This window comes from Marinobacterium stanieri, assembly GCF_900155945.1.
Lineage (GTDB): Bacteria > Pseudomonadota > Gammaproteobacteria > Pseudomonadales > Balneatricaceae > Marinobacterium > Marinobacterium stanieri.
Window position 1 is genome coordinate 304,657 of sequence record NZ_FTMN01000003.1, and the last position, 26,498, is coordinate 331,154.

Annotated in this window: 25 protein-coding genes; 5 read left to right on the forward strand and 20 right to left on the reverse strand. The window is 53.7% G+C overall.

Going from position 1 to position 26,498, the window contains the following annotated elements:
- Positions 1 to 49 precede the first annotated feature (49 nt).
- From BW956_RS08935 to BW956_RS08960, 6 genes are all read right to left on the reverse strand, one after another.
- Complete coding sequence (locus BW956_RS08935) at positions 50 to 1,480, reverse strand: HlyD family type I secretion periplasmic adaptor subunit (protein WP_076462457.1); 1,431 nt, start codon at positions 1,478 to 1,480, stop codon at positions 50 to 52.
- The gene (locus tag BW956_RS08940) at positions 1,477 to 3,597 is read right to left on the reverse strand and encodes a type I secretion system permease/ATPase (RefSeq protein WP_076462458.1); all 2,121 of its coding nucleotides are present in this window, start codon (positions 3,595 to 3,597) and stop codon (positions 1,477 to 1,479) included. Before BW956_RS08940 ends, BW956_RS08935 begins: the two co-directional genes overlap by 4 nt.
- Positions 3,598 to 3,624: 27 nt before the next feature.
- Entirely contained in the window at positions 3,625 to 5,049 is a 1,425-nt protein-coding gene (locus tag BW956_RS08945; protein ID WP_175611988.1) for a TolC family outer membrane protein, read from the reverse strand.
- A 238-nt stretch (positions 5,050 to 5,287) separates the two neighbouring features.
- On the reverse strand, positions 5,288 to 6,052 hold the full coding sequence (locus tag BW956_RS08950) for a response regulator transcription factor (RefSeq protein ID WP_076462459.1): 765 nt from the start codon (positions 6,050 to 6,052) through the stop codon (positions 5,288 to 5,290).
- A gap of 243 nt (positions 6,053 to 6,295) precedes the next feature.
- A complete protein-coding gene (locus BW956_RS08955; RefSeq protein WP_076462460.1) occupies positions 6,296 to 6,760 on the reverse strand; it encodes a hypothetical protein in 465 nt (154 codons plus the stop codon).
- Position 6,761: 1 nt separating this feature from the next.
- Positions 6,762 to 7,517 carry a hypothetical protein gene (locus BW956_RS08960; RefSeq protein WP_076462461.1) on the reverse strand — a complete coding sequence of 252 codons (756 nt, stop codon included), beginning with the start codon at positions 7,515 to 7,517 and terminating at the stop codon, positions 6,762 to 6,764.
- A gap of 383 nt (positions 7,518 to 7,900) precedes the next feature.
- On the opposite strand from BW956_RS08960, the gene BW956_RS08970 reads away from it, so the two are divergent.
- Positions 7,901 to 8,950 carry an NAD(P)H-dependent flavin oxidoreductase gene (locus BW956_RS08970; protein ID WP_076462463.1) on the forward strand — a complete coding sequence of 350 codons (1,050 nt, stop codon included), beginning with the start codon at positions 7,901 to 7,903 and terminating at the stop codon, positions 8,948 to 8,950.
- Here the strand turns inward: BW956_RS08970 and BW956_RS08975 are convergent.
- The 12 genes from BW956_RS08975 to ppsA form a co-directional block, all read right to left on the reverse strand.
- A complete protein-coding gene (locus tag BW956_RS08975; RefSeq protein WP_010323989.1) occupies positions 8,937 to 9,575 on the reverse strand; it encodes a DUF47 domain-containing protein in 639 nt (212 codons plus the stop codon). The genes BW956_RS08970 and BW956_RS08975 overlap by 14 nt on opposite strands.
- Before the next feature lie 31 nt (positions 9,576 to 9,606).
- Positions 9,607 to 10,608 carry an inorganic phosphate transporter gene (locus tag BW956_RS08980; protein ID WP_244894341.1) on the reverse strand — a complete coding sequence of 334 codons (1,002 nt, stop codon included), beginning with the start codon at positions 10,606 to 10,608 and terminating at the stop codon, positions 9,607 to 9,609.
- 90 nt (positions 10,609 to 10,698) lie between these two features.
- Positions 10,699 to 12,027: a sensor histidine kinase gene (locus tag BW956_RS08985; protein WP_076462465.1), complete on the reverse strand. Its 1,329-nt coding sequence runs from the start codon at positions 12,025 to 12,027 to the stop codon at positions 10,699 to 10,701.
- A 1-nt stretch (position 12,028) separates the two neighbouring features.
- Positions 12,029 to 12,706, reverse strand: coding sequence for a response regulator transcription factor (locus BW956_RS08990; protein WP_076462466.1), 678 nt, complete (start codon positions 12,704 to 12,706; stop codon positions 12,029 to 12,031).
- Positions 12,707 to 12,708: 2 nt separating this feature from the next.
- The gene (locus tag BW956_RS08995; protein WP_237708656.1) at positions 12,709 to 13,029 is read right to left on the reverse strand and encodes a PepSY domain-containing protein; all 321 of its coding nucleotides are present in this window, start codon (positions 13,027 to 13,029) and stop codon (positions 12,709 to 12,711) included.
- Positions 13,030 to 13,055: 26 nt separating this feature from the next.
- On the reverse strand, positions 13,056 to 13,589 hold the full coding sequence (locus BW956_RS09000; protein ID WP_076462467.1) for a cytochrome b/b6 domain-containing protein: 534 nt from the start codon (positions 13,587 to 13,589) through the stop codon (positions 13,056 to 13,058).
- Positions 13,590 to 13,599: 10 nt separating this feature from the next.
- Positions 13,600 to 13,869 carry a PepSY domain-containing protein gene (locus tag BW956_RS09005; protein WP_076462468.1) on the reverse strand — a complete coding sequence of 90 codons (270 nt, stop codon included), beginning with the start codon at positions 13,867 to 13,869 and terminating at the stop codon, positions 13,600 to 13,602.
- 87 nt (positions 13,870 to 13,956) lie between these two features.
- Complete coding sequence (locus BW956_RS09010; RefSeq protein WP_076462469.1) at positions 13,957 to 14,784, reverse strand: CvfB family protein; 828 nt, start codon at positions 14,782 to 14,784, stop codon at positions 13,957 to 13,959.
- A gap of 124 nt (positions 14,785 to 14,908) precedes the next feature.
- Positions 14,909 to 15,091 (reverse strand): tRNA (uracil-5-)-methyltransferase, encoded by a 183-nt coding sequence (locus BW956_RS09015; RefSeq protein ID WP_076462470.1) that lies wholly within the window; start codon positions 15,089 to 15,091, stop codon positions 14,909 to 14,911.
- Between the two features lie 13 nt (positions 15,092 to 15,104).
- Entirely contained in the window at positions 15,105 to 15,869 is a 765-nt protein-coding gene (locus BW956_RS09020) for a hypothetical protein (protein WP_076462471.1), read from the reverse strand.
- A gap of 120 nt (positions 15,870 to 15,989) precedes the next feature.
- On the reverse strand, positions 15,990 to 19,376 hold the full coding sequence (locus BW956_RS09025) for an EAL domain-containing protein (protein WP_076462472.1): 3,387 nt from the start codon (positions 19,374 to 19,376) through the stop codon (positions 15,990 to 15,992).
- Positions 19,377 to 19,658: 282 nt separating this feature from the next.
- Positions 19,659 to 22,028, reverse strand: coding sequence for a phosphoenolpyruvate synthase (gene ppsA, locus BW956_RS09030; protein ID WP_076462473.1), 2,370 nt, complete (start codon positions 22,026 to 22,028; stop codon positions 19,659 to 19,661).
- A gap of 206 nt (positions 22,029 to 22,234) precedes the next feature.
- Between ppsA and ppsR the strand changes: the two genes are divergently transcribed.
- Complete coding sequence (ppsR, locus tag BW956_RS09035; protein WP_076462474.1) at positions 22,235 to 23,053, forward strand: posphoenolpyruvate synthetase regulatory kinase/phosphorylase PpsR; 819 nt, start codon at positions 22,235 to 22,237, stop codon at positions 23,051 to 23,053.
- On the opposite strand, the gene BW956_RS09040 is transcribed toward ppsR, so the two are convergent.
- Complete coding sequence (locus tag BW956_RS09040) at positions 23,054 to 23,419, reverse strand: DOPA 4,5-dioxygenase family protein (protein ID WP_076462475.1); 366 nt, start codon at positions 23,417 to 23,419, stop codon at positions 23,054 to 23,056.
- 152 nt (positions 23,420 to 23,571) lie between these two features.
- Between BW956_RS09040 and efpL the strand changes: the two genes are divergently transcribed.
- From efpL to BW956_RS09055, 3 genes are all read left to right on the forward strand, one after another.
- Complete coding sequence (efpL, locus tag BW956_RS09045) at positions 23,572 to 24,138, forward strand: elongation factor P-like protein EfpL (protein ID WP_076462638.1); 567 nt, start codon at positions 23,572 to 23,574, stop codon at positions 24,136 to 24,138.
- A 79-nt stretch (positions 24,139 to 24,217) separates the two neighbouring features.
- Positions 24,218 to 25,138: a phenylacetic acid degradation operon negative regulatory protein PaaX gene (gene paaX / locus BW956_RS09050; RefSeq protein WP_076462476.1), complete on the forward strand. Its 921-nt coding sequence runs from the start codon at positions 24,218 to 24,220 to the stop codon at positions 25,136 to 25,138.
- 27 nt (positions 25,139 to 25,165) lie between these two features.
- Complete coding sequence (locus BW956_RS09055) at positions 25,166 to 25,726, forward strand: DUF2889 domain-containing protein (RefSeq protein ID WP_010323974.1); 561 nt, start codon at positions 25,166 to 25,168, stop codon at positions 25,724 to 25,726.
- A gap of 54 nt (positions 25,727 to 25,780) precedes the next feature.
- Here BW956_RS09055 and paaY read toward each other — a convergent pair whose 3' ends face one another.
- The gene (paaY, locus tag BW956_RS09060; protein ID WP_076462477.1) at positions 25,781 to 26,398 is read right to left on the reverse strand and encodes a phenylacetic acid degradation protein PaaY; all 618 of its coding nucleotides are present in this window, start codon (positions 26,396 to 26,398) and stop codon (positions 25,781 to 25,783) included.
- Positions 26,399 to 26,498: the final 100 nt, after the last annotated feature.

Sequence of the window (26,498 nt, forward strand, 5' to 3'; positions counted from 1 at the left end):
TCTTTACTGTTTTGTATGCTGTCTTGGGAGCTGTTCCGGTTCCATCCGGTCAGCGTTCGCCCATAGCATTGTCTTTGGCACGTAAAATGGGTTTAAGCAGGTAGGAGAGCACCGTGCGCTCCCCGGTTATGATGTCGAGTTGGGCGGTCATGCCCGGCATGACCTCCAGCGCCTCAGAAAGCGCTTTTTCGTGGGTGATTGCGCGCACCAGGTAATAGGTGTTGTCACGTTTATCCGTGATCGTGTCCGCACTGATATGCTGCACTTCGGCTTCAATGCCACCGTAGACAGAGAAATCATAAGCATGCAGTTTGATCATGGCCGGCAAGCCCGGCCGCAGAAAAGCTATGTCACGAGGGGCAATTTTCGCTTCCACCAGCAAGCGGTCATCCGCCGGGACGATTTCAACAACTGCATCACCAGGCCCTACAACGGCACCTTCAGTGCTGTAGAGCACTCGCTGCACTGTTCCGCTGACGGGTGATCGCAGTTCAGCTGACTTGACCCGGTCAGCCAGGGCTACTGCGCCTTCTTTCAAACCATTCAATTCCGCTGAAGCGTCACTCAGCTCTGTGCGCCAACGGTTGCGGGCGGTGTGCCCCACCTCAGCGATACGCGCTTCTGATTCTTCAATGGCAGCCTTTTGTCGCTCAACATCGGCTTGCGCACGCTGCAACTCACCAGAAGCTGCTGCCAGATCTCGTTCAAGGCGCAGCAGTTCAACTTTCGACACAGCACCGGATGCCAGCAAGGGGCGCGTGACCCTGAGCTCTTGCGAAGACAGACGAACAGCCTGGCGTGCTGCTCTGACTTTTGCCTGAACCTCGTCCAGAGCACGTTGCTGCTGACTCAGCTGCTCGCGGGCAATTGCCAGCTTTTGGTCATATTCATCCCGGCTTTCGCGGAAAAATGCATGCTCTCGCTGCAATACCGCCCGTTGCTCCGGACTTAGCGATGCCATCTCATCGGGCTGCCAGGTTTCATCATTAAGCAGCGCTGCAAGGCGTTTTACCTTTGCTTGCAGGGCAAAAATACGAACTTCAGTTTCCTGAAAACTTGATATGAAACGGGTCGGGTCTATCCGTGCCAGCAGATCCCCCGCTTTCACCTGTTCACCCTCTGCTACGAACAGCTCGCGTACCACACCGCCGTCCGTGGACTGGATGATCTGTAACTGGCTGGCCGGGATTACCTTGCCTTCACCACGGGTCACTTCATCAATGGGCGCCAGCCCTGCCCAAACCAAAAGCAGTGTAAAAATGACCAGGATGACGTAAATCAGTCCACGTGCCCCCGGCTCACGAGCCTCTACCAGGCTGAACTCGGCATCCTGCGTCCAGTCAACGCCTTCGGATTCGACGCGACTCAGTAGAGGGTTCATCAGGCCTTGCGCCAGTCGCCCGGTACCGGTTCCCGGTGCAGCAAGGCGACCCAATGCTTCAAAGCCACCCTGTTCGACGGTTTTGTTGTTTTTACTCATGCGGCACGCCTCAACTGACCCTTGTTGAGCGCTTCAAGCACCTGCTGCTTGGGGCCATCCGCAATGATCTCGCCCTTATCCATGACGATCAGACGGTCGACGAGTGTCAGCAAGCTGGTTCTGTGCGTGATTAGCAGCAAAGTGCGCGGCTTACAGTAGGCTTTCAGACTTGAGCAGATGTGCTGCTCCATCATGCTGTCCAACGCGCTGGCAGGCTCATCCAGTAACAGGACGGGGGCCTCAGTCACAAGCGCCCGGGCCAGTGCCACGGTCTGGCGTTGCCCGCCGGACAGGGCACGCCCGTTCTCCCCTACTTGCATGGACCATCCGTCAGCATGGCGTCCAATAACTGATTCCAGACCCGATGTTTTCAAAGCACGCTGAAGGCGTTTCGGCTCTGCCAGGTCATCTCCCAGGGTTACATTGTCGAAGATGCTTCCGTTGATGAGCTGTACATCCTGCGGCAAGTAGCCCAGATGACGGCGTAACTCAGCAGGGTCCAGCTGCTGCTGATGTACACCATCGATATATATATCGCCTTCAGTGGGTCGATACAGGCCGGCTATCATTTTCTCCAAGGTACTTTTGCCGGAGCCGGCAGCGCCCAAAATGGCCACCTTTTCACCTGCAGATATGCGCAGAGATACCTGTTTTAAAGCCGGGCGATCGGCACCCGGATAGGTGAAACTGACCTTATTGAATTCGATATCTCCGCGTATATTTTCGCGGCTGACATACTGTTTCTCGTTTTCACGGTCCTGGGGAACGGCCATCATTTCTTCGAGAGTATTAAGCGATGCAGCAGCCTGATGATATTGCGTGAGAAGAGCTGCCGTCTGGGACACGGGTGCCATGGCACGGGAACTCAGCATGTAGGCTGCGATCAGCGCGCCCTGAGTCATTTGACCATCGATCACCAGATACACACCGATGATGATCATGCAGACTGCAACGGTTTGCTGCACCCAGGCAGCTCCAGTGGTCACTGATGCTCCCAACAGGCGCTGGCGGCTGCTGCAACCGGCGAGAAAGCGTGTTGCCTGCTCCCATTGCCGCTGCATACGACCGGTTGCATTAAAACTTTTCAGCACCGGCAGGCAGTTCAAGCTTTCGATCAGACCCGCTGAGCGCTGTGATGATGCCTGCCCTGACACTTCCGCCAAACGATGCATTCTTTGTTGCACAGACAGTGCATAGACCAACAAGGCACCAGCACCGACTGCAACCGGGATCGACATCAGCGGATCAATCAGCAGTATGATAAGCAGGAATAACAGAAAGAACGGCAGATCCACCAAAGCTGTAACCACGGCAGACCCACAAAACGCCCTGACACTGTCAAAACTCTGGATGTTGCCGGCAACGGCTCCTGCCGAGGCGGGCCAGTGCTCAAGTCGCATGCCAAGCACACGCTCCATGATACGCGCTGACAGGCGCGCATCTGCTCGCCCGGCTGCCAGCTCCACAAACCATGTGCGCAACATGCGTAGAACCAGGTCAGAGAAGATGACTATCGCGGCACCAGCCGCCAGTACCCAGAGTGTTTCTGTGCTCTGGTTGGGCACCACCCGGTCATACACATTCATGACGAAAAGCGGCATGGCCAGGGCAAAAAGGTTTACACAAAGAGATGCCAGAATAACGTCGCGATAGATACGACGATTACGGCGAATAGCCGACCAGAACCAGTGCCCATTGTCGGCGCTGGCGGCCTTCTCGGCAGACGTTTCTGTCAATTTCAATGCAGGGCGACAGTAGAAAACCACGCCTGAGAAATCGGCGGCCAGCTCATCCACCGCCATGCTCTGTGGCTCAAGACCCAGCTCGGGCACACGAACAACGGCCTCACCTTCATCAAGGTTGAGGCTTTCAAGCAGGCAGGCACGATTGCCATTCAGCAATAGAATGCAAGGCAACAGCCTGGAATTGATGCGCGGTAAAGCCTGGCGCACAGGGTGCGTCAGCAAACCTGCCCGCTCCGCTGCACGGGGCAGCAGAGAGGGCGTCAGTTGACCGCTTTTGAGTGGCAGGCCTTCAACCAGTGCATCCCGTGTCAGGGACGCACCGGTGCTATGCGCCAGCCACAATAGGCAATGACACAAAGGATCATCGTGCATGTCGGGGGCTCACTTGGCACGATGGCCTTACTTGTTAAGGCTAACCAAAGCTTCAGAGACGGCAGCGCAGTAGCGCGCTGGCAGCTCCTGATTCTGTTGGACTACGTCCATTTCAGTCAGTCCTTCCATAGCGGGTGCCATACCCAGCGTATCCAGAAGCTCACCCATGCTGTTCAATACCTGGAGACGGTTCAGCAGCAGGTCAAATTCCGCCTGAATGAAGTTACGTTCAGCCTGGAAGGACTCGTTTTCGGCATCCAATACGTCCAGCAAAGAGCGACGGCCAATGCTGTACTGGTGACGGTAGGCTTTAACAACGTTAAACGAGGAAGAACGGTGCTCGGCCAGTAGCTGCAGTTTCTGCTCCAGATTACCTTGCTCGGCCCAGGCGATTGTGGCCGTCTGGCGCAGATCAACACAGGCTTTATCTCTCAGGCTCTCAGCCTGACCAATACGGTTATGGGCTGCTCGCTGAGCCGCACGGTCACTGCCACCACGGTAGAGGTTGTAGCGCAGACGCAGCTCAACAAGGCTTTCATCACCCGTGCTGTCCGGGTCGGTGCGGTTATCAAAACCGTTGTTGTTTTCGTAGAGACCCTGTCTAAAGCCCAATTCCAGCGTTGGATAATTGTCGGATTTGGCTATGGTCAACGCCGAACGTGCCGCGTCAATGTTGGCAAACGCCGCATGGATCGATGGATTGTTGGCGAATGCGCTTTCCAGAACCGGCTCAAGTGTTTGCGGTATGCTGATATTCAGGTCATACACCGACTGCATGTTCGTCTCTGGAGCGCGCCCGACCAGGCGCTGGAAGCGTGCCGTAACACTTTGAAGATTGCTGATCTCTGTTTTGAGATTGGAGCGCGCAAGTGCCAGACGCCCTTCCGCCTGATACAGGTCGGCACGATTACCCACACCCCGTTCGTTACGTTCCTGAACTTGATCGCGAACACGAATATGGTCATCAACGTTAATCTGAGCCATTTCGACCAGCTGGCGATAGCGGACAACATCAAGATACACCTGAGCCACTTCGAGCGCCTTGTCTTCCGCTTCACCTCGCAGACGATAATACTGCTCAAGTTGTTTATGTTCGGCTTCATCAACACGGCCACTGACCTTGAAGCCGTCAAACAGCATCTGTGTTACTGAAAGCTCGGCATAATTTCGATCGAAAGTACCACGGTTGTCGAAGTCACGACGCGCCTGTCCCAGGGACATATCCAAATCAACACTTGGCAGATAACCACCTTTTTGCTGACGGGTTTCTGCGCTCAGTGCACGCAGAGCATCGGCCTGAAAACGGACTTCCGGATTTGAATCCAGTGCTTCAGCCACAACTGAAGTGATATTTTCAGCGTTTACCTGACCACTGGCTGCCAAACATGCACCTGTTACCAGCAGGGCTGCCCAGTGATTATTTTTTAAGCGGTTTTTGGGGGCCGCGTCCATACAAAACATCTCCTTTAACAAGCTCACCTGAGCCGGGGGGCTAACACTTTCCAGATAGTCTGCAAACTGTTTGAGCGCTTTAATACAAAGGGTTTACCCGTTTGGATCACAGCAGTTTGCAAATTATTTAAAAAATTTTATTCGCCATTCTAGGCGCCCTTGAAAAGGTTACTTTTGATATTAAGGACGAAAGCTTTGCGGGAAAGAAAGGCGCTCAAAAAATGAGCACCAAAAGGTATCAGGATTCAGCCAAACAACGCTGACGATATTGTCGTGGGGACAACCCTTCTTCACGTCGAAATGAAGTAGAAAAATTAGCAGCATTTCTGAAGCCTGCCTGGGCCGCAACTTCTTCAATGCTGATCGAATCATTGCGCAGCAGGCGCCTGGCCAACTCCATGCGTGATTGCCGGATGTACGCTGAGACGGTTGTACCCAGCTGAGCACGAAAGATTCGCAGTAAGCGTTTGTCATGGGTACCCACTGAACGAGCCAGTTCCATCACGCTTGGCGGGTCACTTAAACGGCTCTCAAGAATACGTAAAGCCGCCTGTAACATCACTTCATCCTGGCAAAGGTTCGTATCAGTATCTGTAAGGCCTTTTGAATCAGTGACCTGGAGCGTTCGGCCAAGGTGCACCCTGACACGCGCTACAACTTCCTCTGGCATATAGGGTTTACTGACGAAATCCACCGCCCCTAATTCAAACCCGGACAACCTGTCGTCAATGGACGAAGTAGATGATAAAAAAATAACCGGGATCTCGCGTGTCTCTGGTGATTCTCTCAGCAACCGCAACACCGCTAACCCATCCATTTCCGGCATATACAGGTCCAGAAGAATAAGGTCGGGGGTTACTGCATGTGCACGCTGATACCCTATTCGGGCACTGTTGCTTTGGAACACCTGAAAACCCTGGCTATGCATAAGCCTGACCAATGGACCAAGTCCTTCAGGTTGATCGTCTATCAGTAATACTCTGGGGGCTCGAGCTGAATGCATTTTCTAGTCCGTTCCAGCATCCGAATATAGCTGCAAATTGTATGATTTACGTACAACCCTGCGCCATGACAGATACATCTTTTATACTCAAACTTTACAGGCCGGCTCTGAACAGAAAGTCAGTGGCCGGACCAGTTTGGCAATTTTGAACACCTTGGACAAAAAATACCTTTGCGCAAAGGAATATTTGTTTTGTTTAAACCAACAAAGTAACCAATACGTAAAGTTCAGCAAGATGTAAATTTACTGGCTGATTTCAAGTTTGAATGGCCGACGACAAAACCGTGCAAGGTATTGACCATGTTCTTCCATTTCGCTTAACGCTCTGTTGCACAACAGGCTGACGCGCTGGCCGTCATTCATCATAACAACCAGGTTGAACTCATGCCGCTCCAGAAAGCTTTTAGTCACACAGAAACCGGCGATGTGCTCCAACGGCAACTCCAGTCGAGCAATGGGGAATAAACTGCTCAGATGACGCGTCAATGTACCCTTGTTCTTGTCTACAAGCAGGTAATGGCGGACACATAGGCTGTGCAACGCCAGGGTGGAGACCAGTGCCCAGCTAAGGATAACGGGAAACTCAGCTGAGAGCCCCAGATACACCATCAGTATTGATGCAAACAGGAGCGGGATTGCGACAATCCATAGCTTCCGTGTCAACACAAGCTTACTGACATTGGGGGATGACGACTGCCAACGACTCATTTCAAACCCCTCCCCTGTTAGCAAGCTGGCTTAGCAGGATACCCAACAACAGAAACAGCGGAAAAGGCAGTGCCAATTTGAGAAAGACTTTTTGATCACCAATCGGGACATAGCGAGCCTGGGTAGGCACTGCTGATGGGCTTTTGTGTTCTTCCAGACCTGCACTGGATAAAGGCTGTTGTGGTGCAGGTGAGGCGCAACTGCCAGTCTCCGCGTGCTGCTTGTCTTGCAGCTCAATTTCATTTGGCCACCGGGTCACGCGATCAAACGCCGGCACTGCAAAATACCGGTTGATGAAGATGGCTAACTGACGTGTCTGATCAAAGGTGCCAATGGTGTATTTTTGATCGGCAATCTCTAGCAAGCAGCCTTGTGAAAGCTCTGCGATTGGGGCGACCACTGCACGCTGATTAGTCAAAGGGTCTGCAGACTTAATAGATCGCCTCAAGCCCCACCAGGATTTCTCACGCAGCAACTTGCCATTGGTGGTATCCAATACCAGATGACGCCGCATCCCCAATGAGATCGTGACTGCGATGATGAGACAGAGCGATGTCACCATGTATATGATCTGCTCCGCACCATCCAGCACCACAGACATTAGTAAAGAGCTCAGCAAGCAGATAAGCCCAATGACACCCCAGATAATCCATTTCACCTGCCCTGATGTTCTAAAATAGAACCGATCACCTGCCCTGCATTTCAGGTGCATACGCGCACCTTTGCTTAACGCGAGATAGTCAGCCTCTAGCGACATAGCCCTTCCCTGAGTCTTTCATGGTAATAATTGCATCGCTACCTTATCACAGTGCTCGTGCACTCCGTTGTGTTACCGGCCTATCAACTGCACTGTTGCTGCTCGGACTGGGCTCAACCCTTGGTGGCCTGGTATTTGATCTGCATGGCTATCAAAGTGCCTTTGGTCTCAGTGCAGCCTTGCTGACAGCGTCAAGCCTGACAGTCGCTTGGTTAGCCTTTAAACACAAGCACTCTGCCTGATACCCCTCATTACAGGAATAGCGCCAATGGATAATTCACACTTTGATCATTGGCGTTTAGCATTGCTCCTTCTATCCGCCAGAGGCCTTTCACTCTTGAAAGGCTGGCTGGCGCAACAGGATGTAGTTCCAAGGAGTAACAATGGCCAGCCTCACACAGCTCATCAACACACAATTTCCCCTGATTCAGTCCCCCATGGCCGGTGTTCAGGGCTGGGAGCTGGCGGCTGCCGTTGCTTCAGCAGGTGGCCTGGGATCACTTCCCTGTGCCATGTTGACCCCTGAGGGTGTGGAATCTGCGGTAGATGCTTTTCGTCAACGCAGCACTGGCCCTATCAACCTGAATTTCTTCAGTCACACACAACCAGAGCCCGACCAAGAAGTATTAGCCAACTGGCTCGACAACTTTCTCCCCTATTACAGCGAACTGGAAGTTGCCGTACCCAAGGGTCCTGCTGGCCCCGGGCGCCAGCCGTTCAACCAGGCGATGGCCGACGTAGTTACAAGCGTCAAACCCGAGGTGGTGAGCTTCCATTTCGGTTTGCCACACCCAGCCTTACTGGAGCAAGTACGTGCCAGTGGCGCCAAAGTGCTGTCATCAGCCACAACTCTGGAGGAAGCACTATGGCTGGAAGCTAAGGGTGTGGATGCCATTATTGCGCAGGGGCTTGAAGCCGGCGGGCACCGTGGCATGTTCCTGACTGAAGATATCACCCAACAATCAGGCACGATGGCACTGCTGCCCCAGATCGTGAATGCCGTTAGCGTTCCCGTGATCGCCGCCGGTGCTATTGCCGATGCAGCGGGGGTCGCCGCAGCCATGGCTCTGGGTGCCGCTGGTGTGCAGGTCGGCACTGCCTACCTTTTATGTGATGAAGCCACCACCTCAGCGGTTCACCGTACAGCGTTGCAGTCGGATGCAGCAGCCCACACGGTATTGACCAATCTGTTCAGTGGCCGCCCGGCCCGCGGCATAGTGAATCGAATGATTCGCGAGCTGGGGCCCATGAATGAAAGCGCTCCCCGCTTCCCGCTTGCCACCGCAGCCTCCGCGCCTTTGAGAGCTGCCGCTGAAGCCAAAGGGTCAGGCGACTTTACACCGCTCTGGGCCGGTCAAAACGTTTCCGGCTGCCGAGCAGTGCCTGCAGCCGAGATCACCAAGGCTTTGGCGCAAGGGTTCACACCAGCTTAACAAAAATATCGTGCAGCACATTCGCTGCCGAGTGCAGACGCCGTGAACCATCCATCAGGTGATGGTAGATCTCGCGCTTCTTCAACATCTCGGCAGTGACCTCACCCTGAAACAACTCGGCAAGACTGTGTCGATACAGCCGCTCGATACGACGGTGTGCATGGCGTGCCGAGTGGGCCTCCTTCTCTGCCCCGGCCGGATAGGTTTCCAGCTGGCGAAATCCACGTTCCAACGCTTCACAACCTTTGAGCATCTCATCCATCACTGCCTGCATATGTTTGTCCGGCTTAACGTCCAGATCCAGCATCTCATTGATGGTGCTTTTGCAATGGGTAATGATCCAGTCCAGCCCGTCAATCGCGCGGTAGATATCTTCACGGTCAATCGGCGTTGAGAAGGCACGGTTGAGCTGATGCAAGTTGCGTATCTTCAACGTGTCCGCGGCATGCTCCTCTTCCGTCAGTAGCTCAGCCAGGGCTTCATTGGGCTGCTGCATGTACTGATGCAGGTTGGAGATGGTCTCCGTCACCAATGCACTCTGCTCAGCCAGCAGGGTAAAGAAATCGGGCGGCTTGGGAATCACCCTATCGATCAACCGCGACAGAAAACCTTCTTTTTGTGCCATATCCTTGTGTCCTTCAATGTCGGCCGAACAGTTACTGGCCCAGCCCGAATAGACTTACCAGCCCGTAGCACAGCATGGCGAGAACTGCGGCACCGGGAATGGTAATCAGCCAGGTGAGTGCGATCTCACGGGCCTTGGTCCAGCGAACCGCGCGGGGGCGTTCCGAAGCGCCTATCCCCATAATGGAGGATGAAACTACGTGAGTCGTAGATACCGGTGCGCCCACCAGGGAGGCCAGAAAGACCACTCCGGCGGAGGTCAGCTGTGAGTTCAACGCATGCAGGGGGCGAATCTTATAGATGGCAAATGCCAGAGTACGGACAATTTTCCAGCCACCCAATACGGTGCCCAGCGTGATGGCGGATGCGCAGAGCATGATGACCCATAGCGGCACTTCAAAGGTATCGATCTGGCCACTCAGCAGCAGACAAAGTGTCAATATGCCCATGCTTTTCTGGGCATCATTGGCACCATGGGAAAATGCCAAGCCGGCGGTAGTCAGCCATTGTGCGCCCCTGAGTTCCCGGTTCACCAGAGGGCTGGCGGAGCGCAATAACAGCAGCATCACGCGCTGCAATACAAAGCCCAACCAGAAGCCCATCAAAGGGGAAAGGATCAGTGCCAGCAGTACTTTAGTCACGCCAGTGAATTCGCCACGCGTCAGTGCTTCCAGCCCCCAAACCACCTGATCAGGCCCGGCTGATACAACAACAACACCACAGAGCCCACCCACCAAGGCATGAGAAGACGATGACGGAATACCGCGCCACCAGGTGATGAAATTCCAGGCCGTTGCTGCAAATAATCCGCATAGCACGACCACAAGCGAAAGCGTATCAGGCAGCTCATCAAGGGTGACAAATTTGCCAATGGTATTGGCGACTGCCGTGCCACCCAATACAGGCCCGAGAAAGGTAAACCCGCCCACAATCAATACCGACTGCAGTGGTGTCATTGCCCGTGATGCGATGACAGATGCCACCATATTGGAGGCATCATGAAAACCATTGGTAAAATCGAAGAGTACGACCATTAGGCCAGCTAACACTATCAGCAGCCAGACTGTATCCATTTTATTAGCGTTATCCCTGTACCGTGTAAGGAAATGATAACAGATCTGTCATTATCTAAGTTGAATGCTGACCTGAAGGCCGCCTTCCTGCGCATGGCCAAATGTCAGGCTGCCAGCATAACTCTCCACGATAGCGGAACAGATCGACAATCCCAGTCCGCTGCCCTCTCCGCTTTGCTCGTCTATCCGTACCCCGCGCAGCGACATGCGCTGCATGGCTTCCTCCGATACTCCGGCTCCGTCATCACTGATGATCAGGCACCAGGCATCGATATCGGGCGACGGCGGCAGGATTTGCAAGGACACACAATGGGTGGCGTGTCGCCAGGCGTTATCCAGCAGATTGCCCAGCAATTCCAGCATGTCGTCACGGTCAAACGGCATGGTGCCCTGGGGTAACTCAGACTGAAACCGGATATCATCGCGACCAATACGCTGCAGCAGCTGCACCAGATGCGTAATTTCTTCCTTTGGATTGAAGTGACGCCCGGGCCCTGGCGCGCCGGCAATGCGTGCTCGCCTCAGCTCACGCTCAATACGCTGATAGAGCTCCTCATATAGCAACATCAATTGCTGCTTCTGCTCAGGGTCCGGATGCTGATCTGCCAACCACTGCAATTGCTGCAGCGGCCGTTTGAGTTCATGGGCAAGATTGCCCAGCGCCATGCGTGAACGGCTAATCTGCTGACCTGATTGATGTAGCAGTTGCGTGATACTGGTTACCAGCGGCTCCACTTCCCTGGGCACATCAGCCGGCAAGTCGATATCCTCGCCCGCCTGCTGCCGAGCCAATGCCTGGCGCAAGGGTTCCAGCCGTTGAAAACCTCGCTTGAGTACTCGGCGTTGCTGTAACAGCACAAGGGGGACACTCAGGCCAACCAGCACAATTAACCAGACTGCCAGCTGTTCCTGATCATGCTTAAGCTCGGCTATATCCTGAGCCACCCAGAGGGTAAAACGGGTACCCCCGCGCGTGAAGCCCTGTTCCAGCGCCAGCCAGTGCTGACTCTGCAGGGGACTGGATTCCGCCACTCTGGATTCTCCCGGTGCCTGCAATTCGACTTCGGGATCCAGATCCCACAGCGACCTTGAGCGCAGATCAACTTCGTCCGCTTTGAGGCGATAATAATGTCCTGACTGAACGCGCTGATAAGCTTGCATGATGGCGCCTTCGCTCAGCTGCCACTGCCCATTCGCCTCCCGAGAGAGTGCTGCTATCAGGCTTTCGGCATCCGTTTCCAAACGACTGACAACAAAGGATCGGGTCAAATGGGTAACACCAAAATGCACGACCAGCATCAAGCCACACAACATTAACAACAGGCTGAACAGCAGTTGGCGTCGAATCCGCCACTCAAGTGAGCGTTGAGAGTTCGGCATGTTAATGCGTCGCAGCGGGGGTTGAAGGCAAGCTATAGCCCTGGCCGCGGCGGGTCAGGATCACGTTCTTGCCCAGATACTGGCGCAGGCGATTGATATAAACCTCTATGACATTGCTGTCACGCAACTGATCTTCTTCATAGACGTGTTCGCTGAGCTGTGTTTTCGACAGGATACGGTCAGGATTAAGCATCAGGTATCGCAACAGACGGAACTCAACTCCTGTCAGTTGATGCTGTTGCCCCTGCGCATCCAGGACCGTTTGTCGATCAGAATCCAATTGCAAACCGGCTACTTCCAGCAAACTGCTGGCATGGCCGTGCTGGCGTCGCACCAGTGCTTCCAGCCGGGCCAGCAACTCTTCCGTATGGAAGGGCTTGCCCAAATAGTCATCCGCACCGGCCTTAAGCCCATCGACTCGTTCGTGCCAGGCATCACGGGCCGTGAGAATAAGCACCGGAGTGGTACAACCGGCGCTACGCCAGCTCTGCAATACCTGCATGCCCGGTTTTTTCGGTAGGCCAAGATCCAGCACGATGACATCAAAGGCTTCTTCCAGCCCCATGAACTCGGCATCTACGCCATCTACTGAAACTTCAACTGCAAAGCCTGCACTCTTCAGCTCAGGCTTTAACCGGTTTACCAGTGCATTGTCATCCTCGACCAGCAACACGCGCATGTTCAGTCATCCTCAATCTCTTCCTTCAGAATCGCACCGGTGACCGGATCAAGGTAGAACTCCCTGACATTACCAGCGTCATCCAGTATCTCAATCTCATACACCAGTCGGCCATTTTCATATTCCACCTCCACATCCAGAAGGTGGCCCGAGAACCGGTCAGGGTTGAGAGCCATCAACTCGGTCAGCGGACGTATTTTGCCCTCCCGAACCAGCTGCATGACTTCGTCCTGATCGAGATCACGACTGGCTGATGCAGCAAGGGAGAACAGCAAGCCAGAACTCAACGCCAGCACTGATAAATGTCTGGTGAATCTACTCACGTATACCTCCCTTGATATTGTTGCCGCTATTCCTGGTCCGTGCCGCTTGCGGGGCGTTTACGCCCGGTGATCATGGCACGCGGCAGGTTTTCGTCATGTTTGAAACTGGCCCAGAATACACCGCCCAGGTGTAACACGACCAGCAGCAGCACCAGATTCCCGGCACTTTCATGAACCTCTTCGACCCAGGACTCACCCCAGAAGATATCGGTCCCCAGCCAGCCACTGAGCGTCAGCGCACACAGAGACACAAGCAGAGCAACGACCATCATGCCCCCGGCCGGATTATGACCGATATGACGGGTTTCACGCCCCTTGCGGATATCCTGCAGGTAACTGAAAACACGCCCGGGTGAGCGGACAAATTGCGTAAAGCGCGCATAGCGGGGACCCGTAAGCCCCCAGATAATGCGGAAAGCGACCAGACCTGCCGTAATGTAGCCCATCACTTCATGCAGATCCTGCCATTCATCAGCGCTGATCCAGGCCACCGTAAAACAGATCACCAGCGACCAGTGAAACACACGGACCAACGGGTCCCAGACTTTTACGGTGACCATGGCAACCTCCTTAGTCCTCGAGTTCCATTTTTACAATATCGAAACTCTTGGGATCGAAGTACGCTTCTACGCGGCGGTCTTTCTCGTCGTAGCCGTAAATTTCGTAGCAGCCATCGTCAATTTTGAATTTCTTGATTTCCCAGCCCTTGGCCGCCACGGCATCACGGAAGGCCTGCTCAGACTGCCACTCATCTTTAGGGACATCGCATTTGTCACCCGCAAAGGCCGGTGAAGCGATTACGGCGGTGGAAAGCAGCAGAGAGGTAAGCAGTGTTTTCATCGATCTGACTCCTGTGTTGATTGACAGGAGCCAGAATAGAGAAGCGGACTTAAATGAAACTTAAATCGCGAAGGGGATGTAAATAAATCAGGTGTTCAGATAGATACCCTGCTCGTCCTGACGAATTCGACCGGCTTTCATCAGCTGACCCAGCGCCATCTTGTAGGCCTTTTTACTGACACCAAAGGTTTCCTTAATGGCAGCAGGGTCACTCTTGTCTCCCAGCGCACAGAAACCCTCACGGGCTTCCAGATACTGCAAAATTTGCTGTGCCAGAGGGTCAACACGCCCGTACCCCGGCTTTTCCAGCATTACCGTGATTTTGCCATCTTCACGCACCTGCTTGATAAAGCCCGACAGCTTCTGCCCAACACGTACTGGACGATGAATATCCTGCTGGTGCAAAAGGCCAGAGGTGCAGTTATCGATAATCACCAGATAACCGATATCGGTACGGCGCCATACCAGCATTTCAATCAGCTGTGCCTGCTCGTAAGTCACTTCAGGGTCAAAGTGTTTTTCCAGCTTGGTGGTTGCCGCAATGCGTCCGGTATTGTCCAGATAGAGGAATACCGTGACGTAATCGCCCTGAGCCAGGCGACGGGTCTGCTCGTTGTAAGGCAGAAACAGATCCTTGGGCAGGCCCCAGTCCAGAAAAGCCCCGACCTCATTCACTTCCGCCACTTTCAGATTGGCAAACCGACCCACCTGGGCCCGCGGTCGCTTAGTGGTCGCGATCGGCATGTCATTGGTATCCAGGTAGACAAATACCTGCAAGCTGTCGCCCAGGCGCGTCCCCTCAGGTACTTCAGACTTGGGCAATAGAATACCGCCCTCGCTGCCACCTTCCAGATAGACACCAAAATCGACTTCACGAATTACCTTGAGCTTGTTGAGCTGCCCGGTTTCAACCATTTAACACCCCGATCACTGTCTCTCGCGCTGATGCGCCAATAAAAAAGGCATCCAACGGATGCCCTGTACAGTATACCTGAGTAATCTTCCGACCGCGGTGTCCACGAGCGCTTTATTCACCCTCTTACCGCTTTTTGCTGGCCTTTTTCCTTTTAAAATAATCTTTTACCGGGCGAGGCTTATCAGGTAATGCCTTGGCAAACCGATCACGCATGGCCTCGGCACGCCCCTCCTTTTCCTCATGCTCGCGCTTTTCACGGTGCTTGCTGCCGGCCGTGGCAAAGTCTATGACCCTGGTATCTGCCATTATCACTCTCCGCTCATGTATCGCCCTGGGTAATCGATTTATGGGCGTTGTTTTGCTGCTTTTTGATCTCAAGCGCACGCTGGCGAATGAGTCTGTACATTCGCATGAAGTCCACCTCATTTGAATGCCTTTCCTCGAGCACGTAACGGTCTCTGCTGCTGCCGAAGCAGAGGCTACGCACGCCGGTTCTTTTCCCCATAATACTGACAAATGTAAGTCCCGCCAGTGGAACCGATGCCCTGTGATACTTCAGGTGCTTGTATACCGGTAGTTGAACGTATTCACCCCCAACCCTCACAGTGAAACCACCGCTCAGGGCAACTCGCAGATTTACCAGTGCTCGCCACAGGGTTGGCAGCAAGGTGAGAAACATAAGGGCCAACATCAGCCAGAGACCGACCTCGACCTGATCCAGCCGGGACCACTCATGAAGTTTAACGCCAAGCAGCAGAATAACCGGACACAACACAATCAGTGCCAAAACTGCACGCCGGCTATTGTGCAGATAGGAAAACACCACCTCCCCTTGAGGAAACGGCTGCTCAATCAGCGCCTGTATTTTTTGCCTGTCCCTTTCTCGCCGGGCACTTCTGAGTCCAAACAACCAAACCAGTATCGCGACCGGAGCGGTGACAATGGCGCTGATGTTTAGTCGAGCTATTAACTGGTTAAGCCATTGGTACGAGTCGGAGCCACCATCAATGACTAAAAACGCAAGGGAGAACGCGACAACCAGCAAAGCCCATACCATGAGTACACGCATGAGAGACTTCATCATTTGCTATCTCTCAGTACGTCACTATTCGTGTACAAACGATGTCGTGGAATAGCCATGAATACTTCCTTGTATTCAAATTTGCATAACGTCAGTGGACTGGTTTCCCTGACCGGTCACCCTCTAGTTCTTGCTTAACAGCCTGCCACACTCAGCTGCCGGGAGCGGACGCGAGTAATAGTAGCCTTGATATTGATCGCAGCCGTGCGCGTGCAGAAATGCCAGCTGCGCTTCATTCTCGACACCCTCTGCAATGATAGTCAGCCCCAGTATATGGCCCAGCGAAATGACAGCATGAGCAATAGCAGCATCTTCACTGTCCACATCGATGTCTTTTACAAATGACCGATCAATCTTGAGTTTATCAACCGAGAGCCGCTTCAGATAAGCCATGCTCGAATAACCGGTGCCGAAGTCATCGATAGACATTTTAACACCCAGCTTGCGCAACCGACTCATGACTTCCAGTGCCTGGTCGGCTTCTTTAAGCAATATGGACTCCGTGAGTTCCAGCTCAAGATTGGAGGCATCTATGCCTGATTCACGTATCGCCGATGAAACGGCCTCATAGAGGTCACCCCGGGTAAACTGGAGAGCCGATATATTGACCGCCATGACAAAGTCAGCGAGGCCAAATTCTTCTTGCCAGGCCTTCAGCTGGCGACAGGCTTCCTGCAACACCCGACGACCAATTTCCACGATCAAACCACTGCTTTCTGCCACAGGAATAAATCGGTCCGGCGGGACAATACCAATGTCAGGGTTTTCCCAACGGATCAGAGCCTCTACCCCAACGATGTGACCACTTTTTATGTCCAGCTGTGGCTGATAATGCAAGACGAACTCGCGACGTTCCAACGCTCGGAGCAGGCTATTACGGACCATGATTCGATCCATCACGTCCACATTCATCTTGTTGGTAAAGAACCGGTAGGCATTACGCCCGGCTTCCTTGGCACTGTACATGGCCATATCGGCCTTTTTCATCAAGCTGTCAAAGCAGGTGCCATCATCGGGGTACATGGCGACACCAATGGAAGCCGAGATTGATACCCTTTGCCCCGCCAAATCGAATGGCCGCGCCATGGCCGACAACACCTTGGTACAAATGGACGACACGGCGTGCATCTCTATGTCGCCCGTGAGCATGATCAGAAACTCGTCACCGCCCTGACGACTCACGGTATCGGTTTCGCGAACGGTTTCCACCAGACGTTCAGCCGCCGCACGGATCAGGTCATCGCCCTGAGTATGACCAAGCGCATCATTGATCGATTTGAACTGGTCCAGGTCTACAAATAACAAGGCAAAGCGGGCATCAACTTCCCGTTTGGCACGGGTCAGTTCCTGCTCCATACGGTCTCGCGCCAACTGGCGGTTAGGCAGCTCGGTCAAGGGGTCGTGGTAGGCGAGGAAGTCGATACGCTCCATCGCTTCCTTGTTTTCAGTGATGTCATCTGAAATGCCGATAAAGTGGGTAATGGCACCTTTGGAATCACGCACGGCACTGGCCGTCAGCCATTGCAGGTAGCGGCTGCCATCCTTGCGTCGGCTCCAGATTTCACCCCGCCAATAGCCGTCTTCCTCAAGGGCCTTCCAGAAGGAATCGTTAAGGGTTTCGGATTGAAGCCCCGAGCGCAGCACGTCCGGTTTACGCCCGATCACTTCGTCCTGGGTGTAACCACTCAACTGTGTGAAGGCCGGGTTGGTTGCGATAATGTAGCCCTGAGCGTCCGTAACCGTAATGGCACTGTGACTGTACTCAATGACGCGGGAAGAAAGGTGCAATGCATCCTGTACCCGCGTCTGCTCTATCACCTGGGTCGTCAAACCTGCCAGCGATTCCACCAGCACCTGGTCAGCGGTCAAAGACAACCCGGGGCGCTGATAGAAGACCGCGAACACGCCCAGCACCTGCCCTTCTTTAGACAATACGGGCCGGCACCAGCATGAACGGAACCCCGCCGCCTTGACCAGCCCCAATAACTCCACCCAATCCTGAGCCTGGGTAATATCATCGAGTACTGATGTTTGGACATTGTTTATAGCCGCCTTGAACATGGCGGGCACCCTTTCCATGCCCAATGAGGCCAGGGCCTGGGCGAAGCCGGGGTTTAATCGGGGCGCAGCGCCCAGGGTCAATCCTGCCCCGCCAGGTTCAAGCAGGAAAATACTGGCAAACATCTCCGGATTGATACTTTCCAGACCGGTGGCCAGTGTTGTTAAAACAGCTGACAGTGAATTCCCCTGCGCCAGACTGTGCAAGGTAGCGTTGCTGGTTTCCTGCAGCAGGTGGTCGCGCCAGGACTCCGTTATATCCTGTACTGTGCCCACTCCCTTGAACAGTTGCCCTTCGTGCTCGGTCTCCAGCTCTGCCTGCTCATGAACCCATCGGGTTTCCCCATCTACAATGATGCGGTGGCGGATATCATAAGGTGCACCCTGCATCGCATTTGACCAGGCATCACGCACCTCAGCGACATCCTCAGGATGAACACGCGCTATAAAGCCGGCGTAGTCGATAGGCTGCCCGACTGGAATCCCGAAGATCCGATAGGTTTCATCTGACCACCTCAACTCGCCAGTTTCCGCATTCAGAGACCAGCTGCCAATTCTGGCAACCTGCTGAGCTCGTGCAAGCTCACACTCTCGAATGCGCAGCGCCTGTTCTGCTTGCCTGATTTCACTGATATCAGTCCAGGAAGACTCGATATAGGCACGGCCTTGCAGCTCGATCACACTGGTACTGACCACAACGTTACGATAATGACCGTCACGATGTCGGTGACGCGTTTCAAAACTCAACTTGCCGGCTTCGAGGATGCGATCAAATTTTTTGCGGACCTGAATCTCCGTCAGCTCATCAAGATCGAATATGGTCAGCTCGGAAAACTCATCTCGGCTATAGCCAAGGTTCCGGTAGGCGGCTTCATTGAATTCCAGCATACCGCCCGTCTCGGGATCGACCAGAACAATGGCATTGCCAGCCAGATTAACAATGGTCTCCAGCATGCTCTGGCGTTCCCGCAGCGACTCCCTGACGGTATTCAGCTTGGAGATATCACGGGCAACCCCGAGGACGCCCAAACGTTGCCCCTCTGCGTCTCTTAAAGGCGATTTGATGGTTTCAAACAGACCGATATAGCCATTGCTGGCAAAGGTCAGCCATTCCTCATTGATGCTGGCTTTACCATTGGCGACGGAGCTCAGGTCGTGTTTACGGAAGAAGTCTGCCAGCTCGGAGTCGACAAAGTCATAGTCCGTTTTCCCCAGAATCTGCTGGCGGGAAGCGCCGAAAAAACGCTCAAAAGCGGCATTGCAAAACAGGTAAACACCGTCGTTGTCTTTCAGCCAGACAAGATCAGGTATGGCATCCAGCAGGTCTTGCAGGACACCCTCGGTCGAGTTGAACACCAGATGTTCCAAACTACGTATCAAATCCTCACTCCGGCTTGAGGCCTGAGTGTCAGCAGTCAGTGGTTTGGGTTTGCGTTTGTTACTGGAAGTCATGCTCAATCCTGCATCCCGAGATACGACCATGCCGGCGTATGGACACACTATGACTTCCATTTTCACAGAGGGTGGGGAACCCCATGCCGACTTGAAAGTTATATTAGTTGCTTTGGAACAATTAAAGAAGTCGTCTTAGGTCGAGTGATTGTACGCAAGAGACAAGGATAAACCGACGTGGTCTTAGTCAGCGGTATCGAGCAAGAGGAAAGAGGCAGAAGACTGTTATTCAAGAAGGGGAAGGCATGGCCCGCTATCGGGCCATGCGCATGGTTCACTCGATCAGGCCTTTTCTTCGTTGGCCAGGAAGAACCAGGTATCCAGAACCGAATCCGGGTTCAGGGAAACGCTGTTGATCCCCTGCTCCATTAGCCAGCGCGCCAGATCAGGATGATCAGACGGGCCCTGACCGCAAATACCGACGTATTTGCCCTGCTTGCGGCAGGCCTCAATCGCCATTGCCAGCAGGCGTTTGACCGCTTCATTACGCTCATCAAACAGGTGGGCAATAATGCCGGAGTCCCGGTCCAGACCCAATGTCAGCTGCGTCAGGTCGTTGGAACCGATGGAGAAACCATCGAAGTATTCCAGGAACTGGTCTGCCAGCAGTGCGTTGGACGGAATCTCACACATCATGATGAGACGCAGACCATTTTCACCACGCTTGAGACCGTTATCCGCCAGCAGTTCAACGACCTGCTTGGCTTCGCCCGGGGTACGGACGAACGGCATCATCACTTCCACATTGGTCAGCTTCATTTCGTCACGCACGCGCTTGATGGCGCGGCATTCCAGCTCGAAGCAGTCACGGAAGTTATCGGAGATGTAGCGCGCCGCACCACGGAAGCCCAGCATGGGGTTCTCTTCGCTCGGCTCGTAACGATCACCACCGATCAGGTGTCCGTACTCGTTTGACTTGAAGTCAGACATGCGCACGATCACCTTCTTCGGATAGAAGGCAGCCGCCAGCGTAGAGATACCTTCCACCAGCTTGTCGACATAGAAATCGACCGGAGATGCATAACCACCGATACGGCGTTCGATCACCTGCTTGGTGTCACGCGGCTGATCATCAAAGTTCAGCAGCGCTTTGGGGTGCACACCGATCATGCGGTTGATGATGAATTCCAAGCGCGCCAGACCAACACCGGCATTGGGCAGGGACTGGAAGTCAAACGCGCGATCCGGGTTACCTACGTTCATCATGATTTCGAACGGCAGGCTCGGCATGGATTCAACACTGTTGCTCTGATGCTCGAACGCCAGCTCGCCTTGATAGACGCGACCCGTATCACCTTCGGCGCAGGATACGGTGACCAGCTGGCCATCGTTCAGCTTTTCGGTGGCATCGCCGCAGCCGACAATCGCCGGAATACCCAACTCACGGGCAATAATAGCCGCGTGGCAAGTACGTCCACCGCGGTTGGTAACAATGGCAGCAGCACGCTTCATGACCGGTTCCCAGTCCGGGTCAGTCATATCGGTTACCAGCACATCACCCGGCTGGACTTCGTGCATCTGATCCAGACCGCTGACCACACGTACCGGGCCAGAGCCGATACGATGGCCAATGGAACGACCTTCAACCAGTTCCTTGCCCTTCTCTTTCAGCAGGTAGCGCTCAATCACGGTACCCTTGCTCTGGCTCTGAACGGTTTCAGGACGCGCCTGAACCACGTACAGCAAGCCGTCATCACCATCTTTGGCCCACTCGATATCCATCGGACGGCCGTAATGTTTCTCGATGATCACAGCGATGCGCGCCAGCTCTTCTACATCAGCATCACTGATGGAGAACTGGTTGCGATCAGCCTTGGCGACATCAACGGTCTCAACCGCATTGCCGGCACTGCCGTCTTCGGTGTAGACCATTTTGATCGCTTTGGAGCCCAGGGTACGGCGCAAAATAGCCGGGGCGCCCTGCGCCAGAGTCGGCTTGTAAACGTAAAATTCGTCCGGGTTTACGGAACCCTGCACCACGGTTTCACCCAGGCCGTAAGCGGAGGTAATGAACACCACATGGTTGAAACCTGATTCGGTATCCATGGTGAACATGACACCGGAAGAGCCGGTTTCAGAACGCACCATGCGCTGAATGCCGGCAGACAGGGCAACTTCGGCGTGGGTAAAGCCCTTGTGCACACGATAGGAAATGGCGCGGTCGTTGTAGAGGGATGCAAACACTTCCTTGATGGCGTGTTTTACATTTTCCAGGCCACGAATGTTCAGGAAGGTTTCCTGCTGGCCTGCAAAGGAAGCATCGGGCAAATCTTCTGCGGTTGCAGATGAACGTACGGCAACGGAAATATCATCGCCCTCGCTCATTTCTGCCCAGGCATCGTTGATCGCCTGATCCAGCTCGGGCTGGAATTCGGCATCCATGATCCACTGTCGGATCTGGCTACCGGTTTCAATCAGTGCACGGGTATCATCCGCATCCAGTTCGTCCAGCGCCTTGTTGATACGATCAGCAAGACCGCTTTGCGCCAGAAAGTCACGATAGGCAAGCGCGGTGGTGGCAAAACCGCCGGGTACTCGCACCCCGGCATCACTAAGCTGGTGAATCATTTCACCCAAAGATGCATTCTTGCCGCCGACTTTGTCGACATCTCCCATGCCCGCCTGTTCAAGGCGCAGTACATAATCCTGCAAAGCCAGTTCTCCTGAGTCTGAGCCGTTTGACGTAAGGATCATTCTTATTATTCAGTCTGAGAGCCGGATAATACTGCAGATAAATCAAAAAATCTTGGCCTGGCCAAAATGTAATTTAACTACAAGAACGGGACGGTTTTTTTCTGCTAAAGTAGCCCCCCTGCCATGGCAGGAGAACACCCAAGTTGTCGACAATCGAGGTAGGTATGAAACGCACGGCTTTCTTTATTTCAGATGGCACAGGCATTACGGCTGAAACCCTGGGGAACAGCCTGCTTTCGCAGTTTGAAGATATTACATTTGACAAGATAACCCTGCCGTATGTCGACACTGTCCAAAAAGCGCAACAGGTTGTAGACCGTATAAATCGCCAGGGCGAAATAGACGGTAAGCCACCCATTGTACTCGATACCATCGTCAATGATGAAATACGTGATCTGCTGGCCAGCTGTAACGGCTTCAAAATCGACGTTTTTTCAACTTTCTTGAAGCCGCTGGAATCAGAGCTGGAAACCCACTCCTCCTACTCCGTAGGCAAATCACACGCGATCAATGAGATGGAGCGCTACAAAGACCGTATCGATTCCGTCAACTTTGCGCTGGATAACGATGATGGTGCGCGTACCCGTCAATACAATCAGGCCGACATTATTCTGGTAGGTGTATCCCGTTGCGGTAAAACACCGACCTGTCTCTATATGGCACTGCAATTCGGTATTCGCGCAGCCAACTACCCGCTAACAGAGGAAGACATGGAGGCCAACCGCTTGCCGGAAATTCTGCAGCAGCATCGCCACAAGCTGTACGGTCTGACCATCGATCCCTTCCAGCTGGCCGCTATTCGTCACGAACGCCGCGCCAACAGTCGTTACGCGTCACTGGATCAGTGTGACTTCGAGGTGCGTACGGTCGAGCGTCTGTTTACCAAGGAAAATGTGGATTGCATCAATACTACCAACTTCTCCATTGAAGAAATTGCGACCCGCATCATCAATGAAACGGGCCTTAAGCGCCGTATCAGCTGATCATTCAGTCGGTGTAAACATCGACAGATCCAGCTCAACGGCCGGGCCCAGCCAATAGGCATGATCGGTATGATCCTTGTAGTCATCACCGGTCAGGCCGTGAACGAGCACACTCAGGTCACCCCGCTGTTCATCCAGCCAGGGGATAAACGCATCAAAGTCACGGGTGCCAAACAGAACCTGTACACTCCAGCGAGTATGCGGACCTACGTTTTTTTGGTGGATACGCCCGACTTTTAAACCGAACTCTTCCGCAGAGCGGGCACATAACTGCTCGACGCGTGGCAAGGTGTCCTGATCAAAATAGATATGAGCGTGGTAAGCCTTCAGGCAATTCACCGGAAAGCGCGGGGATGGTCTGGACATGACGCATACTCACCTGGGTAGATTGGATACCTCCGAGTGTACGTTCGCCGGAGGCATCGGCACAACCAGTCATGCTGGAATCTGTGCCGTCCGCCGGTTTTCACCTAGAATACCCTTTTTCTAACCTGTACCTGTGTATGGAGTACTTCATTATGCCGAAAGCGGCTGATGTTAAACGTGGCAACCTGGTCGAAATCAATGGGCACTACATGCTGGTCCAGCAAATTGATGTTTCCAGCCCAACCGCCCGCGGTGCCAAAACACTCTATCGTATCCGCTTTAACAAACTGCCCGGTGGTGGCAAGTACGAAGAGAGCTTTACCGGCGATGACATGATCAAGGACGCTCTGCTGGAGCGCCGCAAAGTCTCTTACCTGTATAAAGAAGACGACCTCTATACCTTCATGGACACTGAGGACTACTCCCAGTACATGCTGAACGCGGATGCCATTGAAGCCCAACTGCCTTACTTGATGGATGGTATGGACAACATCATGGCACTGTTGGTCGACGGCGAGATCCTGACCATCGAAATGCCTGCCACCGTCGTTATGGAAATCGTTGAAACTGTCCCCGGAATGAAAGCAGCCAGCGCCACCGGCCGAACCAAGCCGGCCAGGTTTGCCACCGGCCTGGAACTGCAGGTACCGGAATACCTGGAAGCCGGTGAACAGGTGAAAATTAACACCGAAACAGGCAAGTTTTTATCACGCGCTTAAGCGCCAACTTGAGAATGCGCCCCGTTTGGCTTTAAAATCCTAGTCTTACAGAGCTGCCAATGTGTTACAGAATTCCCCAATGACAAAAATACGCTGTATCGAAGAGCTCGTTCAGGAGTTCAAGGAGCAACGTCCTATTCGAGGCGGCTCACTGATCATCACCATCTACGGTGATGCCATTGCGCCGCGCGGGGGAACCGTCTGGCTTGGCAGCCTGATCAATTTGCTGGAGCCTCTGGGGCTGAACCAGCGTCTGGTGCGCACCTCAATCTTCCGTCTGACCAAAGATGGCTGGCTAACGTCTACCCAGATTGGTCGACGCAGCTATTACAGCCTCACCGATTCCGGTCGCCGCCGTTTTGAAAGCGCCTTCCGCCGTATCTATGCCAAGTTGTATCCTGAATGGGATGGTAAATGGGACATGATCCTTGCCAACCAGCTGGATAACGAATTGCGCAAGGTATTGAAGAAAGAGCTTGAGTGGCAGGGGTTCGGCAATATCGCCCCCAGCATCATGGCTCACCCGATGGCCGATGAGCTTGAGTTGACGAACACTCTGCAAGAACTCTGTGTGCAGAACGAAGTGATCCATATGAAGTCTGAGCTGGTCGGCACCCAGACATCGGAGTCGCTGAAAGAGCTGGTCCATGAATGCTGGAACCTGCAGCAACTGGCTGAAGACTATCAGCAGTTCCTGGACCGGTTCCGACCGATTCTGCGGGCGATCAAGTCGACCGACGAGCTGGAGCCCGAACAGTGTTTCCAGCTGCGCACCCTGCTGATTCACCACTATCGACGTCTGCTGTTGCGGGACCCGCTATTACCGGAAAAACTGCTGCCTGCTGACTGGGCTGGCACCTCAGCCCGTGTGCTGTGCCGCAATATCTACCGCCTGATCTACAATAAGGCGGATGAATGGCTGTCACACACTCAGGAAACCGCAGATGGCCCCCTGCCAGAACCTTCGCCCCGCTTTTACAAGCGTTTCGGCGGGCTCTGATCCACTTGAAGCCCAAGAGAGAACACCATGCCTCTTTCAACTCCTGTCCAGCGTGAGCTGCTGCATACCCGTCATGTAACCTGCAACGGTTACAAACGCAGTGATGGCCTTTGGGATATTGAAGGCGAACTGGTCGATATCAAAAGCTTTGATCTTGAGGTTGCAGAGCGTAACAACGGCCTGATTCCTGCCGGTGAACCCCTGCACAAGATGTCACTGCGCATGACCATCGACTACGATCTCAACATCCACGATGTTGAGGCATGCATGGACTACACGCCTTTCCGTTACTGCCCTCAGGTTGCGGACAATTTCCGCAGACTGATCGGGCACCGTATTGCACCGGGATTCACCCGACTGACGCGTGAACTATTGGGTGGCACACAAGGGTGTACCCACCTGTTGGAAATGCTGGGCGTGTTGGCGACGACGGCCTACCAGACCACTCACCATGAGCGCGAAAAGCGTGAAGATTTTGGTGCCAAGGGTGATAATCCGCCACCAATGCTGAATACCTGTCACGCCTTCGATACCAAAGGGCCGGTCGTTAAACAATATTGGCCCCAGTTCCACGAAGACGAAAACTGATAGCTGGCCCGAGCGGGACAACGAACATCCAGCTCGGGCCTGACCTTACCGACTTCAGGCGTCGCCACTCTTCTGTTTGGCCTGGTACAGCGGAATGACTTCGTCATCAAAGCTTAAACGCTTTCGGTCCGGCTCCACTTCGGTCAGTGCTTCTACTTCCTGCATGGTATTGAGACTGCGAACCGCCAGGTCCTGGTACTGCTGAGTGCCCTTGGATTTCCAGGCAATCTCCTCTTCTCCCAGCTCACGAATGATCCGAGCCGGTGAACCTGCAACCAGTGAACGGTCCGGAACCTCAAACTTCGCTTTTACAAACGCCATAGCCGCAACAATGGATGACTCACCCACAACCGCACCATCCATAATCACCGCATTCATACCCACCAGTGCATTTCGCTTGACGACGCATCCGTGTAATACAGCACCATGGCCGATATGCCCGTCCTCTTCCACAATGGTGTCGGTGCCCGGGAACCCGTGCATGACACAGGTATCCTGAATATTGGCGCCTTCCTTCAGAACCAGGCGGCCAAAATCACCGCGCAGACAGGCCGCGGGGCCAACGTAGCAGCGCGGACCAATAATCACGTCACCAATCAAGACAGCAGAAGGATGAACATAGGCGGTGGGATCAATCACCGGGGTAATGCCGTCGATGGAATACACTTTCATGTTGGGTCTCCAGAGTTGTTTTTATATGCATCTTTTCTAACACAGCCTGAGTGTGCAAGCCAGCTAATGTGATACACAATAAATTTATTTATTATATTTA

Bases quoted from the DNA above. Each gene is read 5' to 3' on its own strand.
- BW956_RS09040 (WP_076462475.1), bottom strand. From the start codon at position 23,419: ATGTCCAGACCATCCCCGCGCTTTCCGGTGAATTGCCTGAAGGCTTAC.
- BW956_RS08945 (WP_175611988.1), bottom strand. From the start codon at position 5,049: ATGGACGCGGCCCCCAAAAACCGCTTAAAAAATAATCACTGGGCAGCC.
- BW956_RS08935 (WP_076462457.1), bottom strand. From the start codon at position 1,480: ATGAGTAAAAACAACAAAACCGTCGAACAGGGTGGCTTTGAAGCATTG.
- paaX (WP_076462476.1), top strand. From the start codon at position 24,218: ATGACAAAAATACGCTGTATCGAAGAGCTCGTTCAGGAGTTCAAGGAG.
- BW956_RS08955 (WP_076462460.1), bottom strand. From the start codon at position 6,760: ATGAGTCGTTGGCAGTCGTCATCCCCCAATGTCAGTAAGCTTGTGTTG.
- ppsR (WP_076462474.1), top strand. From the start codon at position 22,235: ATGAAACGCACGGCTTTCTTTATTTCAGATGGCACAGGCATTACGGCT.
- BW956_RS08960 (WP_076462461.1), bottom strand. From the start codon at position 7,517: ATGTCGCTAGAGGCTGACTATCTCGCGTTAAGCAAAGGTGCGCGTATG.
- efpL (WP_076462638.1), top strand. From the start codon at position 23,572: ATGCCGAAAGCGGCTGATGTTAAACGTGGCAACCTGGTCGAAATCAAT.
- BW956_RS08990 (WP_076462466.1), bottom strand. From the start codon at position 12,706: ATGCGCGTGTTGCTGGTCGAGGATGACAATGCACTGGTAAACCGGTTA.
- BW956_RS08975 (WP_010323989.1), bottom strand. From the start codon at position 9,575: ATGGCACAAAAAGAAGGTTTTCTGTCGCGGTTGATCGATAGGGTGATT.
- BW956_RS09020 (WP_076462471.1), bottom strand. From the start codon at position 15,869: ATGATGAAGTCTCTCATGCGTGTACTCATGGTATGGGCTTTGCTGGTT.
- BW956_RS08950 (WP_076462459.1), bottom strand. From the start codon at position 6,052: ATGCATTCAGCTCGAGCCCCCAGAGTATTACTGATAGACGATCAACCT.
- BW956_RS09000 (WP_076462467.1), bottom strand. From the start codon at position 13,589: ATGGTCACCGTAAAAGTCTGGGACCCGTTGGTCCGTGTGTTTCACTGG.
- BW956_RS08985 (WP_076462465.1), bottom strand. From the start codon at position 12,027: ATGCCGAACTCTCAACGCTCACTTGAGTGGCGGATTCGACGCCAACTG.
- BW956_RS08970 (WP_076462463.1), top strand. From the start codon at position 7,901: ATGGCCAGCCTCACACAGCTCATCAACACACAATTTCCCCTGATTCAG.
- BW956_RS09055 (WP_010323974.1), top strand. From the start codon at position 25,166: ATGCCTCTTTCAACTCCTGTCCAGCGTGAGCTGCTGCATACCCGTCAT.
- BW956_RS09025 (WP_076462472.1), bottom strand. From the start codon at position 19,376: ATGACTTCCAGTAACAAACGCAAACCCAAACCACTGACTGCTGACACT.
- BW956_RS09010 (WP_076462469.1), bottom strand. From the start codon at position 14,784: ATGGTTGAAACCGGGCAGCTCAACAAGCTCAAGGTAATTCGTGAAGTC.
- BW956_RS08940 (WP_076462458.1), bottom strand. From the start codon at position 3,597: ATGCACGATGATCCTTTGTGTCATTGCCTATTGTGGCTGGCGCATAGC.
- BW956_RS09015 (WP_076462470.1), bottom strand. From the start codon at position 15,091: ATGGCAGATACCAGGGTCATAGACTTTGCCACGGCCGGCAGCAAGCAC.
- BW956_RS09005 (WP_076462468.1), bottom strand. From the start codon at position 13,869: ATGAAAACACTGCTTACCTCTCTGCTGCTTTCCACCGCCGTAATCGCT.
- paaY (WP_076462477.1), bottom strand. From the start codon at position 26,398: ATGAAAGTGTATTCCATCGACGGCATTACCCCGGTGATTGATCCCACC.
- BW956_RS08980 (WP_244894341.1), bottom strand. From the start codon at position 10,608: ATGGTCGTACTCTTCGATTTTACCAATGGTTTTCATGATGCCTCCAAT.